This is a genomic window from Enterobacter sp. D2 (assembly GCF_034427575.1).
GTDB lineage: Bacteria > Pseudomonadota > Gammaproteobacteria > Enterobacterales > Enterobacteriaceae > Enterobacter > Enterobacter cloacae_M.
This window is the reverse complement of record NZ_JAXQPP010000007.1, coordinates 57,149-71,652: the sequence shown is the minus strand read 5'-3', so window position 1 is coordinate 71,652 and position 14,504 is coordinate 57,149. Positions and strand designations below refer to the sequence as shown.

Sequence of the window (14,504 nt, the reverse complement as noted above, 5' to 3'; positions counted from 1 at the left end):
ATGTCTGAAATGACCCCACGCGAAATTGTCAGCGAACTGAACAAACACATTATCGGCCAGGATAACGCCAAGCGTTCCGTGGCTATTGCTCTGCGTAACCGCTGGCGTCGGATGCAGCTTGACGAAGAGCTGCGCCACGAAGTGACGCCAAAAAACATCCTGATGATCGGCCCGACCGGCGTCGGTAAAACCGAAATCGCCCGTCGTCTGGCGAAGCTGGCGAACGCGCCGTTCATCAAAGTTGAAGCCACCAAGTTCACCGAAGTGGGCTATGTGGGTAAAGAAGTGGACTCCATCATCCGCGATCTGACCGATTCGGCGATCAAGATGGTGCGCGTCCAGGCGATCGAGAAAAACCGCTATCGCGCGGAAGAGATGGCCGAGGAGCGCATTCTCGACGTGCTGATCCCACCTGTAAAAAACAACTGGGGCCAGTCAGAGCAGCAGGCGGAACCGTCCGCTGCGCGTCAGGCATTCCGCAAGAAGCTGCGTGAAGGCCAGCTGGACGACAAAGAGATTGAGATCGATCTCGCTGCCGCGCCAATGGGTGTGGAAATCATGGCGCCTCCGGGCATGGAAGAGATGACCAGCCAGCTGCAGTCCATGTTCCAGAACCTGGGCGGCCAGAAGCAGAAAGCGCGTAAGCTGAAAATTAAAGACGCGATGAAGTTGCTGATTGAAGAAGAAGCGGCGAAGCTGGTAAACCCGGAAGAGCTGAAGCAGGACGCTATCGACGCGGTTGAGCAGCACGGTATCGTGTTTATCGACGAAATCGACAAAATTTGTAAGCGCGGCGGCAACAGCTCCGGCCCGGACGTGTCCCGCGAAGGCGTTCAGCGCGACCTGCTGCCGCTGGTTGAAGGCTGCACCGTCTCCACCAAGCACGGCATGGTGAAAACGGACCACATCCTGTTTATCGCTTCAGGGGCGTTCCAGGTTGCCAGCCCGTCGGATCTGATCCCGGAACTGCAGGGCCGTCTGCCTATCCGCGTTGAGCTGCAGGCGCTGACGACCGAAGATTTCGAACGTATCCTGACCGAGCCAAACGCCTCTGCTACCGTACAGTACAAAGCGCTGATGGCGACCGAAGGCGTGAACCTCGAGTTCACCGAAGACGGTATCAAGCGTATTGCCCAGGCCGCATGGCAGGTCAACGAAACCACCGAGAACATCGGTGCGCGTCGCCTGCATACCGTGCTGGAACGCCTGGTTGAAGATATCTCTTACGACGCGAGCGACCTTAACGGTCAAACCGTTACCATTGACGCAGAATATGTGAGTAAACATCTCGATGCGTTAGTGGCAGATGAAGATCTGAGCCGTTTTATCCTATAATCGCGGTTACTGGATTCTCATCACGTTTAATGGGGGCTAATGCCCCCATTTTTATTGGCTAAATACTTATGACTGACATCAGCCGTACTCAGGCGTGGCTCGAAAGTCTGCGCCCTAAAACGCTTCCTCTGGCCTTTGCCGCAATTATCGTCGGCACCGCCCTTGCCTGGTGGCAGGGTTATTTTGATCCCCTGGTCGCCGCGCTGGCATTGATTACCGCCGGCCTGCTGCAAATTCTCTCCAATCTCGCCAACGACTACGGCGACGCGGTAAAAGGCAGCGACAAGCCGGACCGCATAGGGCCACTGCGCGGAATGCAGAAAGGGGTGATTACCCAGGCGCAGATGAAACGCGCGCTGATTATCACCGTAGTGCTGATCTGCGTATCCGGCCTGGCGCTGGTGACGGTGGCGTCTAAGACCACCAGCGATTTCATTGGCTTCCTGGTGCTGGGCTTACTGGCCATTATCGCGGCCATCACCTACACCGTCGGCACGCGTCCTTACGGTTATATTGGGCTCGGGGATATCTCCGTACTGGTGTTCTTCGGCTGGCTGAGCGTGATGGGAAGCTGGTACCTGCAGGCGCATACGGTGATCCCTGCCCTGTTCCTGCCCGCGACCGCCTGCGGCCTGCTGGCGACGGCGGTGCTCAACATCAACAACCTGCGCGACATCGACAGCGATCGCGAGAACGGCAAAAACACCCTGGCGGTTCGTCTGGGGCCGGTCAATGCGCGCCGCTATCACGCCTGTCTGCTCATTGGCGCGCTGGTTTGCCTGGCGCTGTTTAACCTGATTTCCTTGCAGAGCCTGTGGGGCTGGCTGTTTGTGCTTGCCGCGCCGCTGCTGATTAAGCAGGCCCGCTTTGTGATGCGTGAACTCAGCCCGTCCGCCATGCCGCCAATGCTGGAACGTACGGTAAAAGGCGCGTTGCTGACTAACCTTTTGTTCGTCATCGGGATTGTTTTAAGCCAGACGCTGCGTTAGCTGACAAATATCAATTAACAATTGATGATTTTGCCAACAATGCATTTCGCACGATATACTGAACACATTCGCAGCAACTGAGCGTTAAACCTATGAAATACGATACCTCCGAGCTTTGTGACATCTACCAGGAAGATGTCAACGTCGTTGAACCGCTGTTCTCCAACTTTGGTGGGAGGTCGTCGTTTGGCGGTCAAATCGTCACGGTGAAATGTTTCGAGGACAACGGGTTGCTGTACGATCTGCTCGAACAGAATGGCCGCGGCCGCGTTCTTGTGGTCGACGGCGGCGGTTCCGTGCGCCGTGCATTAATTGATGCTGAACTGGCCGGCATTGCCGTTCAGAATGAGTGGGAAGGCCTTGTGGTGTACGGTTCCGTGCGTCAGGTGGACGATCTGGAAGACATGGATATCGGGATTCAGGCCATCGCGGCCATACCGGTAGGGGCGGCAGGTGATGGAATCGGCGAAAGCGACGTGCGCGTCAATTTCGGCGGCGTGACCTTCTTCTCCGGGGATCATCTCTACGCCGATAATACCGGCATTATCCTTTCCGAAGATCCGCTGGATATCGAGTAGTAAAAAGTCAGCGAGAACCATAAAAAAGCCGGGTGGCGGCGACGCCTTACCCGGCTTATTTCATCTGTATTTCCCGAGAGAAATTAGACTTCTTCCATACGTCCCAGCAGCGCCTGCAGGCGATCCTGCCAGCCGTTCTGCTGTTCGCGCAGCTGGTTGTTTTCGCGCTCCAGTTCTTCGCGGCCGTGCTGAGCGTTCTGAACTTCCTGCGCCAGGCTGTTGTTCTTTTCTTTCAGCTCTTCAATTTCCATCTGCAGCAGGGTGATGGTGTCAATCGCCTGCTGTACTTTCGATTCCAGTTTCTCAAACACTTCTAAAGACATGATGCTACCTCTCCTGAATTGCAAGGCGACGCTTTAACATAAACGCGCACGACATATACCGTCGATTGTATGGAGCGCGGCGCTCTGTGTCCAGCGACACACCGCGCAGATCGCGGTTTGCAACACTTTTAGGTCTGGTCCTGGTGTGTTCGCGTCATATACCCCTAAATTGTTAACTGATTCGTTAATGAAATGATTCAGCTCACATTCCTGTACTGATGCAAAAATGTGCTTTATGGCGCGAAAACGCTCATTTTATTGACACAGACCACACATTTTGATTTCGATATTTCTCGTTTTTGCTCGTTAACGATAAATTAACACTATGTCTACAGGGCATCGTGGCTGTCACGGGCGGCCATGCTAACAATAAACATCAATTTCTTCAGGATTCCGATTATGAGTCAGACATCAACCTTAAAAGGCCAGTGCATTGCCGAGTTCCTTGGTACCGGGTTGTTGATATTCTTCGGAGTGGGCTGTGTCGCTGCACTGAAAGTGGCGGGTGCCAGTTTTGGTCAGTGGGAAATCAGTATCATCTGGGGTCTGGGCGTGGCGATGGCCATCTACCTGACTGCTGGGGTTTCTGGTGCACATCTTAACCCGGCGGTGACAATCGCACTGTGGCTGTTCGCGTGCTTCGACGGACGCAAAGTTGTTCCTTTCATTCTTTCTCAGTTTGCCGGCGCGTTTTGCGCAGCGGCGTTAGTTTACGGGCTTTATTACAATCTTTTCATCGACTTCGAACAGACGCATCATATGGTACGCGGCAGCGTCGAAAGTCTGGATCTGGCAGGCATCTTCTCAACCTACCCTAACCCGCATATCAATTTTGTGCAGGCGTTCGCAGTTGAAATGGTGATTACCGCTATTCTGATGGGCGTTATCCTGGCGCTGACCGACGACGGAAACGGCATTCCGCGCGGCCCGCTGGCACCCCTGCTGATTGGTTTACTGATTGCGGTGATTGGCGCATCCATGGGCCCGCTGACCGGCTTCGCGATGAACCCGGCACGTGATATCGGACCAAAAGCCTTCGCATTTATCGCAGGCTGGGGCGACGTCGCCTTCACAGGCGGCAAAGACATTCCTTACTTCCTGGTACCGCTGTTTGCGCCGGTTGTCGGGGCTGCGCTGGGTGCGTTTAGCTACCGCAAATTAATTGGTCGCCACTTACCGTGCGACACCTGTGTGGAAGATGAGAAGGAAACGACTTCTACCGCACAACAAAAAGCTTCGCTGTAATCTGACTACGGGACACATACCATGACCGAAAAAAAATATATCGTTGCGCTCGACCAGGGCACTACCAGCTCCCGCGCTGTCGTAATGGATCATGACGCGAACATCGTCAGCGTTTCACAGCGCGAATTTGAGCAAATTTATCCTCGTCCAGGCTGGGTAGAACACGACCCGATGGAGATTTGGGCGTCACAAAGCTCCACGCTGGTCGAAGTGCTGGCGAAAGCCGATATCAGTTCCGACGAGATTGCCGCGATTGGTATCACTAACCAGCGTGAAACGACGATTGTCTGGGAACGTGAAACCGGTAAACCTATTTACAACGCCATCGTCTGGCAGTGCCGCCGTACCTCTGAGATTTGCGAACAGCTGAAGCGCGACGGTATGGAAGAGTACGTGCGCAGCGCCACCGGCCTGGTGGTTGACCCGTACTTCTCCGGCACCAAAGTGAAATGGATCCTCGACCACGTGGAAGGTTCACGCGAGCGTGCTAAACGCGGCGAGCTGCTGTTCGGTACCGTTGACACCTGGCTTATCTGGAAGATGACCCAGGGACGCGTCCACGTCACCGATTACACCAACGCCTCGCGTACCATGCTGTTCAACATCAACACCCTGGAGTGGGATGACAAGATGCTGGACGCGCTGGATATCCCACGCGCGATGCTGCCTGAAGTGCGCAAGTCTTCTGAGGTTTACGGCCAGACCAACATCGGCGGTAAAGGTGGCACCCGTATTCCTATCGCCGGTATCGCCGGTGACCAGCAGGCGGCGCTGTTCGGCCAGCTGTGCGTCAAGGAAGGGATGGCGAAGAATACCTACGGCACCGGCTGCTTTATGCTGATGAACACCGGCGAGAAAGCGGTGAAATCAGAAAACGGCCTGCTGACCACCATCGCCTGCGGCCCGCGCGGCGAAGTGAACTATGCGCTGGAAGGTGCGGTATTCATGGCCGGTGCGTCTATCCAGTGGCTGCGCGACGAGATGAAGCTGATCAGCGATGCGTTCGACTCCGAGTACTTCGCGACCAAAGTGAAAGACACCAACGGCGTGTACGTGGTGCCTGCGTTCACCGGTCTGGGCGCACCGTACTGGGACCCGTATGCACGCGGGGCGATTTTCGGCCTGACGCGCGGTGTGAACTCTAACCACATTATTCGCGCCACCCTGGAATCCATCGCCTACCAGACGCGCGACGTGCTGGAAGCGATGCAGGCTGACTCCGGCATTCGTCTGCACGCCCTGCGCGTGGACGGCGGTGCGGTAGCGAATAACTTCCTGATGCAGTTCCAGTCCGACATTCTGGGCACCCGCGTTGAGCGCCCTGAAGTGCGTGAAGTCACGGCGCTGGGCGCGGCGTACCTTGCCGGTCTGGCGGTAGGCTTCTGGCAGAACCTGGACGAGCTGCAGGAAAAAGCGGTTATCGAACGCGAATTCCGTCCGGGCATCGAAACCACCGAGCGTAACTTCCGCTACAGCGGCTGGAAAAAAGCGGTGAAACGCGCCCTGGCGTGGGAAGAGCACGAAGAGTAATCCCCCGCCCCCCGGCCCTCTCCCCAAAGGGGAGAGGGTGTTTTAGGCCCCCTCTCCCCTCCCCACTCTGTGATAAACTTCGTGCAATTCCTTTTGATTGCACGAGTACCTCATGAAACGTGAACTTGCTATCGAGTTTTCCCGCGTCACCGAAGCAGCAGCCCTTGCAGGCTATAAATGGCTGGGCCGTGGCGACAAAAATACCGCAGACGGCGCTGCCGTCCATGCCATGCGCATTGTACTTAACCAGGTCAACATTGACGGCACCATCGTGATCGGCGAAGGCGAGATCGACGAAGCGCCAATGCTCTACATCGGTGAAAAAGTCGGTACCGGCAAAGGCGATGCCGTGGATATCGCCGTCGACCCGATCGAAGGCACCCGCATGACGGCGATGGGTCAGGCCAATGCGTTAGCGGTGCTGGCCGTCGGCGATAAGGGCTGCTTCCTGAACGCGCCGGACATGTACATGGAAAAGCTGATTGTCGGCCCAGGCGCGAAAGGCGCAATCGACCTTAGCCTGCCGCTGGAAGAGAACCTGCAAAACATCGCCAAAGCCCTGGGCAAACCCCTTAGCGAACTCACCATCACCATTCTGGCGAAACCGCGCCACGACGCCACTATTGCGCAGATGCAAAAGCTCGGCGTGCGCGTGTTTGCTATCCCTGACGGTGACGTTGCCGCCTCGATCCTGACCTGCATGCCGGACAGCGAAGTCGACGTGCTGTACGGCATCGGCGGCGCGCCGGAAGGTGTGGTCTCTGCGGCGGTGATCCGCGCGCTGGATGGCGATATGCAGGCCCGTCTTCTGCCCCGTCATGAGGTGAAAGGCGACAGCGAAGAGAACCGCCGTATCGGGGAAAACGAGCTGGCGCGCTGCGAAGCGATGGGCATCGAGGCCAATAAAGTGCTGCCTCTGGACGAGATGGCGCGTAGCGATAACGTTGTCTTCTCGGCGACCGGCATCACCAAAGGCGATCTGCTGGACGGCATCACCCGCAAGGGCAATATGGCCACCACTGAAACCCTGCTGATTCGCGGTAAATCACGCACCATTCGCCGCATCCAGTCAATCCACTATCTCGACCGCAAAGACCCGGACGTGCAGACGCACATTCTGTAAAACCGTTTGATCGATAGAGCTTTCCGGCCCTGACGGGCTGGAAATTATCACCACAAGTACGGAAGATAGAACAGAGAAACAGCACAGGAGAAGATCATGGCGGACTGGGTAACAGGTAAAGTCACAAAGGTACAGTTCTGGACCGATGCGCTATTTAGTCTCACCGTACATGCTCCCGTTCACCCGTTTAAGGCCGGGCAATTTGCGAAGCTGGGGCTGGACGTCGACGGCGAGCGCGTGCAGCGCGCCTATTCTTACGTTAACGCGCCTGATAACCCGGATCTCGAGTTCTATCTGGTCACCGTTCCTGACGGTAAGCTCAGCCCGCGCCTTGCCGCCCTTAAGCCCGGCGACGACGTGCAAATTGTGAGTGAAGCGGCAGGCTTCTTTGTGCTCGAAGAGATCCCCGACTGCGACACGCTCTGGATGCTGGCAACCGGTACGGCCATCGGCCCTTATCTCTCTATTTTGCAGTACGGCAAAGATTTGGAGCGCTTTAAAAACATCGTGCTGGTGCACGCTGCGCGCTACGCCACAGACCTGAGCTATTTGCCGCAGATGCAGGCGCTTGAACAGCAGTACGGCGGGAAGTTAAAGATTCAGACGGTGGTCAGCCGCGAAACCGTAGCAGGAGCGCTTACCGGCCGCGTGCCGGCGTTAATTGAGAGTGGAGCCCTGGAAGACGCGGTGGGTTTGCCGCTGAACGCTGAAACCAGCCACGTCATGCTGTGCGGCAACCCGCAGATGGTACGTGACACGCAGCAGCTTCTGAAGGATACCCGGCAGATGACGAAACATCTTCGCCGCCGACCGGGCCATATGACCGCCGAACACTACTGGTGATCAGCGGTATTTCACCTCAACGGTGTCTTTACCGTATTTGTTTTCGCTCTGGGTGCCGATAAACGCGCCCAGATCGACAATCATCATCACGAAGATGACCGACGGCAGCAGCCTGCCTACGACCCACGGCAGGATGGACGGCAGCATCGCCCAGTTTCCCGCCACCAGCATCCACGCCAGAATAATCAGAAAAGCCCACGCGCCGGAACGTCCGCGATCGTGCAGCCGTTTTACGACAACCGCCGCCGTTGGCCATAGCAGACAGACCAGCGCGAAGGCCGCCGTTTGCGTGCTCAGCCAGGCGTTGTAAGCAACGAAAAACAGAAGCAGCATGGCGACAACCCACGTCACCATCCAGATCCAGAAATCACGGCGTCCAATACGCCCTTTGAATGAAAACAACCACTGCTGTATGGTCATGTAAGGTTCCTTATTATCGTATAGCGCGCATTTTACCCTGGAGTTGTGACCTTTTGACAAGCCGACCAGATATCGTTTTAATCATGAGCACTTACGGCCAAGGGCAATGTTGATGAAAAGTTCGGCACGTTCTCTTTTCCTGTGTTTAGCGCTGCTCAGCGCGGGTTATCCCCTGCACGCCGCCGAAACCACTGCCCCGACCACAGCACCGTATCTGCTGGCGGGCGCACCGTCGTTCGATCAGTCCATCAGCCAGTTTCGTGAAACCTTCAATCAGACCAATCCCACGCTGCCGCTGGATGAGTTTCGTGCCATTGATGGCTCCCGCGATACCCCTACACTGACTCGTGCGGCAAGCAAGATTAACGAGAATTTGTATGCTTCCACGGCGCTGGAGCGCGGTACGTTAAAAATCAAAAGCATGCAAATCACCTGGCTGCCGATACAGGGGCCAGAGCAGAAAGCCGCTAAGGCGAAAGCGCTGGAGTACATGAGCGCGGTACTGCAGGCCTTTACCCCTGCGCTGACGAAAAAACAAAGTCAGCAAAAGCTGCAAAAACTCCTTACCGCCGGGAAAAACAAGCGTTACTACGCTGATACCGAAGGCGCGATCCGCTATGTTGTGGCGGACAACGGCGAAAAAGGACTGACCTTCGCTGTTGAACCGATTAAGCTGGCACTATCTGACACCCTCGGCGGGGCGAATTAATGACAAAAAGCAAAGCCTTTCGAGGGAAAATCTCTATACTGATTCACAGACCATGCTGCCCGACAGGGTGGCCATATTCCTTAATTCGCTTATTTAGCGTGGAGAATTGAAATGCGACATCCTTTAGTGATGGGTAACTGGAAACTGAACGGCAGCCGCCACATGGTAAACGAGCTGGTTGCGAACCTGCGTAAAGAGCTGGCTGGCGTGACGGGCTGCGCGGTTGCTATCGCTCCGCCGGATATGTACCTGGATCTGGCTAAACACGCCGCTGACGGCAGCCACATCATTCTGGGCGCGCAGAACGTTGACGTTAACCTGTCTGGCGCGTTCACCGGTGAAACCTCCGCTGAAATGCTGAAAGATATCGGCGCAAAATACATCATCATCGGCCACTCCGAGCGTCGCACCTATCACAAAGAATCCGATGAGTTCATCGCGAAGAAATTCGCCGTGCTGAAAGAGCAGGGTCTGATCCCGGTTCTGTGCATCGGTGAAACCGAAGCGGAAAACGAAACGGGCAAAACCGAAGAAGTATGTGCACGTCAGATCGACGCAGTGCTGAAAACCCAGGGCGCGGCAGCGTTCGAAGGCGCGGTAATCGCTTACGAGCCAGTCTGGGCGATCGGTACCGGCAAATCTGCAACCCCTGCGCAGGCTCAGGCGGTTCACAAATTCATTCGTGACCACATTGCTAAAGCCGACGCGAAGGTCGCTGAGCAAGTGATTATTCAGTACGGCGGTTCCGTAAACGCCTCCAACGCTGCTGAGCTGTTCACCCAGCCAGACATCGATGGCGCGCTGGTTGGCGGTGCATCCCTGAAAGCTGACGCTTTCGCGGTGATCGTTAAGGCAGCAGAAGCAGCTAAACAGGCGTAATTGCCTTTGTGGCGGGTGGCGCTTGCGCTTGCCCGCCGCTCTTCTCCTCCCTCTCCCTTTGGGAGAGGGTTGGGGTGAGGTGAAACCGCTCGCACCGAACTACACTTTCCCCAGCAAACTAAACCACAGATAATCCAGCGGCAGCAGCACCAGATACGTTGCGATAGCCAGCGCCAGACAAAGCACCATCCCCGCCCTGGCAGGCACCTTTCCTAGCCCCATCGCCACCACGATCGGCGACGCCTGATACGGCAGCAGCGGCGTGGAATAGCCCAGCACCTGAATCATGATCACCGACAGCAGCGGGAAACCGGTCGCGTCCGAGAAGCTCTGCGCCAGCGTGGTGTAAAGCGCCGGCACGCCGTTGGCGGTCATAATGAAGTTGAGCGCCGTGGTAATACCGGTCAGCGCCAGGAAGCTGGTGAACGGTCTGTCTGCATCCAGCGGCATAATGCGGAGCAACGCCTCGCCCACCGCCGTTCCGATACCGGTTTGCGTCACGACGATCGCCAGCCCCAGAATACCGGCAACGTAGATACAGGTGCGCATATTCACCCCCGCAGAAAACTCTTCCCCGGTAATGAAACCAATGCGCGGCAGCATAACGATGATCGACGCCGCCAGCCCCGTCCACGCGGGCCCCACGCCGTGCCAGCTCTCCGTAACCCACATCCCCAGCACCACCGCCAGCAGCCAGGCAAGACGCTTTTCGTCCCGCCCCATAGGCTCAGACGGCGCCTGTTCTTTCGGCGGTTTTGGGCTGCCGGGAAATAGCCAGCTGATGAGGCCAATCAGAATCAGGCCTTTGAGAATGCCCAGCACCGGCGTGTGCAGCAGCAGATAAGGGACATAGTTCAGATGGATGCCGTACGAACCTTCCGCCGCACCGCTCATCACCAGGTTAGGGACGTTAGCAGGCAGAATCGTCGCCGAAAGCTGGAAAGTCCCAAACCCTACCGCCAGCGCCAGACCAAACCACGCTCGGGAGCCGTCTGCGATACCGGCGCGTTTCGCCATCGCGGCGACAATCGGCATCAGTAGCGCAATACGTCCCATATTCGACGGCATCACAAACGCCAGCGCGTAGCTCAGCAGCACCACGCTCGCCACCATCAACACCCAGGAGTCGGTGAGCCTTGCCGACAGCGCCCTGGCGGCCCTGTCTGCCAGTCCGGTTTTACGGATCGCCACGCCGAGCACGAATCCACTGAATACCAGCCAGAAAGCCGACGAGGCAAAACCTCCGAAGATGACCTCCGGCGGGGCGATCTTCGCAGTCATTGCCGCCGTGAAGAACAGCAGCGCGGTGATGAATTCCGGCAATAGCGACGTCGCCCACAGCACGATGGTGACGCCAACAATCAGTGAGGGCAGCAGCAGAGGATACGTTAACCAGAGCGACATACCTGTCTCCTGTAGAATTTTTCAGCAAGTCTACGGTGACAGGCAGCCCGAGTAAACGCGATTTATGGTGGGGTTACTTCAGGATAGCGCATTGATGATCCTGCAATTCCTCCGCAGACGCGCGGTTAAGCGTGAGCAGGTTACGCTCGGTCGCCAGCAAAACAAAAGAGCCATCCGACTGCTGCGCCATCGCCAGCGCGAAACGCCCCATATGGTCGCGCGCTTCCGGCAGCTCTTCCGCCAGCATCATAAACGGGCTGCGCTGGACCAGTTCATTCTCCGTCACGCGGCGAGCAAGATACTCATGTCCTTCCAGTCCCCCGGGCAGAGGCAGCCACTGGGTGCTGATTTCTCCCTGTGCCGCGTTGAGCTTCTCGCGCACGTCCGGGCGCAGGCAGGAGATATGAATATGAAAATGGTTCTGCGTGCGGCCAGTCGGCGAGTTAATCGTCAGCGAAATGGCGCTATCAGGCACCTCGGATCCACGCTTCAGGGTCATAAAGCTGCGCGACTGCCACGCCAGCCAGAAAAAATTCGGCGTATGAGCGTCGGTCAGCAGCGGGCTCTCGGTACCGTTGATGCGATATGTTGGCATCAGCAGGTATTGCAGCGGCCCGTTGCGATCTTTAAATACCACATAGCCTGCATCCGTTTTCACCTGCGCACAGGGTGCCGGGTTACGGTTCTGGATCTGATTCGGCACACACTGGTCGAGAACGATATGGCGCAACGCATTCGGATTACCCGCTTTCATCCAGTACACGCCGCCAGCGGCAATGGCGATGACAATGAGGATCAATAAGATAATTTTTTTCACAACGCGTTCCCTGTTTTCAATAGAGGCAAAAGAGTAACGCAAAATGATGACCAAATAAAAAACCCGGCGGATTTCTCACGCCGGGTCACCGTGTCACAGGCTAATGGTTAGCGCTGGCTAATTTGGTCGAAGGTACCGCCATTGGAGAAGTGCTCTTTCTGCGCTTTCGTCCAGCCGCCGAACACATCGTCAATAGTGAATAGCTTCAGTTTAGGGAACTCTCCTTCGTATTTCTTGGCGACCGCCGCATCGCGTGGACGATAGAAGTTTTTCGCCGCAATTTCCTGGCCTTCTGGAGAGTACAGATACTTCAGGTAGGCTTCCGCCACCGCTTTGGTATCTTTCTTCTCAACCACTTTATCGACCACGGAAACGGTCGGCTCAGCCAGAATCGATTCGCTCGGGGTCACGATCTCGAATTTGTCTTTACCCAGCTCGTGGGTCGCCAGCAGAGCTTCGTTTTCCCAGGCAATCAGCACGTCGCCAATCCCGCGCTCAACGAAGGTGTTGGTGGCACCACGCGCGCCGGAGTCCAGCACCTCAACGTTTTTATACAGCGCCTTCACGAACTCCTGCGCTTTGGCCTGATCGCCGTTGTTGTGATGCAGCGCGTAACCCCATGCGCCGAGGTAGTTCCAGCGAGCGCCGCCGGAGCTTTTCGGGTTCGGGGTAATCACAGAAACGCCCGGTTTGATCAGGTCGTTCCAGTCTTTAATTTGTTTCGGGTTGCCTTTACGCACCAGGAAGACGATGGTCGAGGTGTAGGGTGCGGAGTTATCCGGCAGGCGTTTGATCCAGTTTTTGTCGATACGGCCACGCTCGGCGATCGCGTCGACATCGTAGGCCAGCGCCAGGGTCACCACGTCGGCTTCAATACCGTTTATCACGGACGTCGCCTGCTTGCCGGAGCCGCCATGCGACTGGCGAACCACCACGTTGTCACCGGTTTCCTGCTTCCAGTGTGCCGCGAACGCTTTGTTGTATTGCTCGTACAGTTCACGCGTCGGGTCGTATGACACGTTCAGTAATTGGATGTCCTTAGCCAGAACGCTGGTCGATGCCAGCAATAATGTTAAACCCACGCCCCATTTATTCATCGCCCAGCTCTCTTGTGTAGTGTTTTGATGAATGCAGCGTGCCAGAAAGCGATTCGAGGATTAAAGAATAAAAAAAGATTGGCTATAACGTAGTGGAATAAAAAAGCGTGCTCGCATAAAAAAGCCGGGTGGCGGCTACGCCTTACCCGGCCTACGAGTCGTGCCTTTGTAGGCCCGGTAAGCGCAGCGCCACCGGGCAACAGAGCCGATCAGTACAGTTTTTTCGCGCAGTCCAGCCAGTCACCTTTGAACGGACGCTTCATGTTTTCAATCGCGTCGATGATGTCGTGGTGAACCAGTTTTTCGTTCTGAATACCGACGCAGCGGCCGCCGTGCCCCTGCAGCAGCAGATCGATCGCGTACGCGCCCATACGGGACGCCAGAATACGGTCGTAAGGGCCTGGGGAACCGCCACGCTGGATGTGACCCAGTACGGTCGCGCGGGTTTCGCGTTTGGTTTCGGCTTCGATGTACTTCGCCAGCTCGTCAACGTCACAGATGTGCTCGGTGATAGCGACGATCGCGTGTTTTTTACCCTTCGCGATGCCCGCTTTGATTTCAGCCACCAGATCTTCACGGCTAAATTCGACTTCTGGCACGACGATAAATTCGCAACCGCCCGCAATGGCAGCCGCCAGCGTCAGGTCGCCACAGTAACGGCCCATCACTTCAACGATAGAGATACGCTGGTGAGAAGAAGAGGTGTCACGCAGACGGTCAATCGCTTCAACAACGGTACCCAGCGCAGTAAAGAAGCCGATAGTGTAGTCAGTACCTTTGATGTCGTTGTCGATGGTGCCCGGCAGACCGATGCACGGGAAGCCCATTTCGGTCAGACGTTTTGCACCCATGTAGGAGCCGTCACCACCGATAACCACCAGGGCGTCCAGGCCGCGTTTCTTCATGTTTTCGATAGCCACTTCACGAACGTGTTCATCACGGAATTCCGGGAAGCGCGCGGAACCGAGGAAAGTACCGCCACGGTTGATCATGTCAGACACGCTGTAACGGTCGAGCTGAACCATACGATCTTCATACAGGCCCAGATAACCGTCATAAACGCCAAAAACTTCCAGGCCTTCCGTCAGCGCTGCACGGACAACACCACGAATTGCCGCGTTCATGCCCGGCGCATCACCGCCGCTTGTCAACACACCGATTTTCTTAATCATGACTACCTCTGAACTTAGGAATGCAAAATTGAAATCTGTT

Annotated in this window: 15 protein-coding genes; 9 read left to right on the top strand and 6 right to left on the bottom strand. The window is 56.3% G+C overall.

Annotated features, from left to right (window positions below; all coding sequences use genetic code 11):
* The 3 genes from hslU (at position 1) to rraA (ending at position 2,902) form a co-directional block, all read left to right on the top strand.
* Complete coding sequence (hslU, locus tag SPG90_RS20535; protein WP_126304441.1) at positions 1-1,335, top strand: HslU--HslV peptidase ATPase subunit; 1,335 nt, start codon at positions 1-3, stop codon at positions 1,333-1,335.
* A gap of 68 nt (positions 1,336-1,403) precedes the next feature.
* Positions 1,404-2,324 carry a 1,4-dihydroxy-2-naphthoate polyprenyltransferase gene (menA, locus tag SPG90_RS20530; RefSeq protein WP_033146936.1) on the top strand — a complete coding sequence of 307 codons (921 nt, stop codon included), beginning with the start codon at positions 1,404-1,406 and terminating at the stop codon, positions 2,322-2,324.
* Positions 2,325-2,416: 92 nt separating this feature from the next.
* Entirely contained in the window at positions 2,417-2,902 is a 486-nt protein-coding gene (gene rraA, locus SPG90_RS20525) for a ribonuclease E activity regulator RraA (protein ID WP_045404243.1), read from the top strand.
* An 83-nt stretch (positions 2,903-2,985) separates the two neighbouring features.
* Here rraA and zapB read toward each other — a convergent pair whose 3' ends face one another.
* Positions 2,986-3,225 (bottom strand): septal ring assembly protein ZapB, encoded by a 240-nt coding sequence (gene zapB, locus SPG90_RS20520; RefSeq protein WP_010436935.1) that lies wholly within the window; start codon positions 3,223-3,225, stop codon positions 2,986-2,988.
* Positions 3,226-3,624: 399 nt separating this feature from the next.
* Between zapB and SPG90_RS20515 the strand changes: the two genes are divergently transcribed.
* The 4 genes from SPG90_RS20515 (at position 3,625) to fpr (ending at position 7,966) form a co-directional block, all read left to right on the top strand.
* A complete protein-coding gene (locus SPG90_RS20515) occupies positions 3,625-4,470 on the top strand; it encodes an MIP/aquaporin family protein (protein ID WP_047174104.1) in 846 nt (281 codons plus the stop codon).
* Between the two features lie 21 nt (positions 4,471-4,491).
* A complete protein-coding gene (gene glpK / locus SPG90_RS20510; protein ID WP_023309688.1) occupies positions 4,492-6,000 on the top strand; it encodes a glycerol kinase GlpK in 1,509 nt (502 codons plus the stop codon).
* Between the two features lie 112 nt (positions 6,001-6,112).
* Complete coding sequence (gene glpX / locus SPG90_RS20505) at positions 6,113-7,123, top strand: class II fructose-bisphosphatase (protein WP_126304444.1); 1,011 nt, start codon at positions 6,113-6,115, stop codon at positions 7,121-7,123.
* A 96-nt stretch (positions 7,124-7,219) separates the two neighbouring features.
* Positions 7,220-7,966 (top strand): ferredoxin--NADP(+) reductase, encoded by a 747-nt coding sequence (fpr, locus tag SPG90_RS20500; RefSeq protein ID WP_126304446.1) that lies wholly within the window; start codon positions 7,220-7,222, stop codon positions 7,964-7,966.
* Here the strand turns inward: fpr and SPG90_RS20495 are convergent, their stop codons facing one another.
* The gene (locus SPG90_RS20495) at positions 7,967-8,386 is read right to left on the bottom strand and encodes a DUF805 domain-containing protein (RefSeq protein WP_023293600.1); all 420 of its coding nucleotides are present in this window, start codon (positions 8,384-8,386) and stop codon (positions 7,967-7,969) included.
* A gap of 112 nt (positions 8,387-8,498) precedes the next feature.
* Here SPG90_RS20495 and SPG90_RS20490 point away from each other — a divergent pair, with 112 nt between their 5' ends.
* On the top strand, positions 8,499-9,095 hold the full coding sequence (locus tag SPG90_RS20490; RefSeq protein ID WP_023309692.1) for a DUF1454 family protein: 597 nt from the start codon (positions 8,499-8,501) through the stop codon (positions 9,093-9,095).
* A gap of 111 nt (positions 9,096-9,206) precedes the next feature.
* On the top strand, positions 9,207-9,974 hold the full coding sequence (gene tpiA / locus SPG90_RS20485) for a triose-phosphate isomerase (protein WP_322408293.1): 768 nt from the start codon (positions 9,207-9,209) through the stop codon (positions 9,972-9,974).
* 99 nt (positions 9,975-10,073) lie between these two features.
* Here tpiA and SPG90_RS20480 read toward each other — a convergent pair whose 3' ends face one another.
* The 4 genes from SPG90_RS20480 to pfkA form a co-directional block, all read right to left on the bottom strand.
* Positions 10,074-11,378 (bottom strand): SLC13 family permease, encoded by a 1,305-nt coding sequence (locus tag SPG90_RS20480; protein WP_126304448.1) that lies wholly within the window; start codon positions 11,376-11,378, stop codon positions 10,074-10,076.
* A gap of 73 nt (positions 11,379-11,451) precedes the next feature.
* Positions 11,452-12,195, bottom strand: a complete 744-nt coding sequence (locus SPG90_RS20475; RefSeq protein WP_126304450.1) for a CDP-diacylglycerol diphosphatase — start codon at positions 12,193-12,195, stop codon at positions 11,452-11,454.
* Between the two features lie 107 nt (positions 12,196-12,302).
* Entirely contained in the window at positions 12,303-13,292 is a 990-nt protein-coding gene (locus SPG90_RS20470; protein WP_023309695.1) for a sulfate ABC transporter substrate-binding protein, read from the bottom strand.
* A 209-nt stretch (positions 13,293-13,501) separates the two neighbouring features.
* Positions 13,502-14,464 carry a 6-phosphofructokinase gene (gene pfkA, locus SPG90_RS20465; protein ID WP_023309696.1) on the bottom strand — a complete coding sequence of 321 codons (963 nt, stop codon included), beginning with the start codon at positions 14,462-14,464 and terminating at the stop codon, positions 13,502-13,504.
* Between the last annotated feature and the right edge of the window lie 40 nt (positions 14,465-14,504).

Excerpts from the sequence above, each read along its gene's own strand:
- hslU (WP_126304441.1), top strand. The coding sequence starts at position 1 with ATGTCTGAAATGACCCCACGCGAAATTGTCAGCGAACTGAACAAACAC.
- menA (WP_033146936.1), top strand. The coding sequence starts at position 1,404 with ATGACTGACATCAGCCGTACTCAGGCGTGGCTCGAAAGTCTGCGCCCT.
- rraA (WP_045404243.1), top strand. The coding sequence starts at position 2,417 with ATGAAATACGATACCTCCGAGCTTTGTGACATCTACCAGGAAGATGTC.
- zapB (WP_010436935.1), bottom strand. The coding sequence starts at position 3,225 with ATGTCTTTAGAAGTGTTTGAGAAACTGGAATCGAAAGTACAGCAGGCG.
- SPG90_RS20515 (WP_047174104.1), top strand. The coding sequence starts at position 3,625 with ATGAGTCAGACATCAACCTTAAAAGGCCAGTGCATTGCCGAGTTCCTT.
- glpK (WP_023309688.1), top strand. The coding sequence starts at position 4,492 with ATGACCGAAAAAAAATATATCGTTGCGCTCGACCAGGGCACTACCAGC.
- glpX (WP_126304444.1), top strand. The coding sequence starts at position 6,113 with ATGAAACGTGAACTTGCTATCGAGTTTTCCCGCGTCACCGAAGCAGCA.
- fpr (WP_126304446.1), top strand. The coding sequence starts at position 7,220 with ATGGCGGACTGGGTAACAGGTAAAGTCACAAAGGTACAGTTCTGGACC.
- SPG90_RS20495 (WP_023293600.1), bottom strand. The coding sequence starts at position 8,386 with ATGACCATACAGCAGTGGTTGTTTTCATTCAAAGGGCGTATTGGACGC.
- SPG90_RS20490 (WP_023309692.1), top strand. The coding sequence starts at position 8,499 with ATGAAAAGTTCGGCACGTTCTCTTTTCCTGTGTTTAGCGCTGCTCAGC.
- tpiA (WP_322408293.1), top strand. The coding sequence starts at position 9,207 with ATGCGACATCCTTTAGTGATGGGTAACTGGAAACTGAACGGCAGCCGC.
- SPG90_RS20480 (WP_126304448.1), bottom strand. The coding sequence starts at position 11,378 with ATGTCGCTCTGGTTAACGTATCCTCTGCTGCTGCCCTCACTGATTGTT.
- SPG90_RS20470 (WP_023309695.1), bottom strand. The coding sequence starts at position 13,292 with ATGAATAAATGGGGCGTGGGTTTAACATTATTGCTGGCATCGACCAGC.
- pfkA (WP_023309696.1), bottom strand. The coding sequence starts at position 14,464 with ATGATTAAGAAAATCGGTGTGTTGACAAGCGGCGGTGATGCGCCGGGC.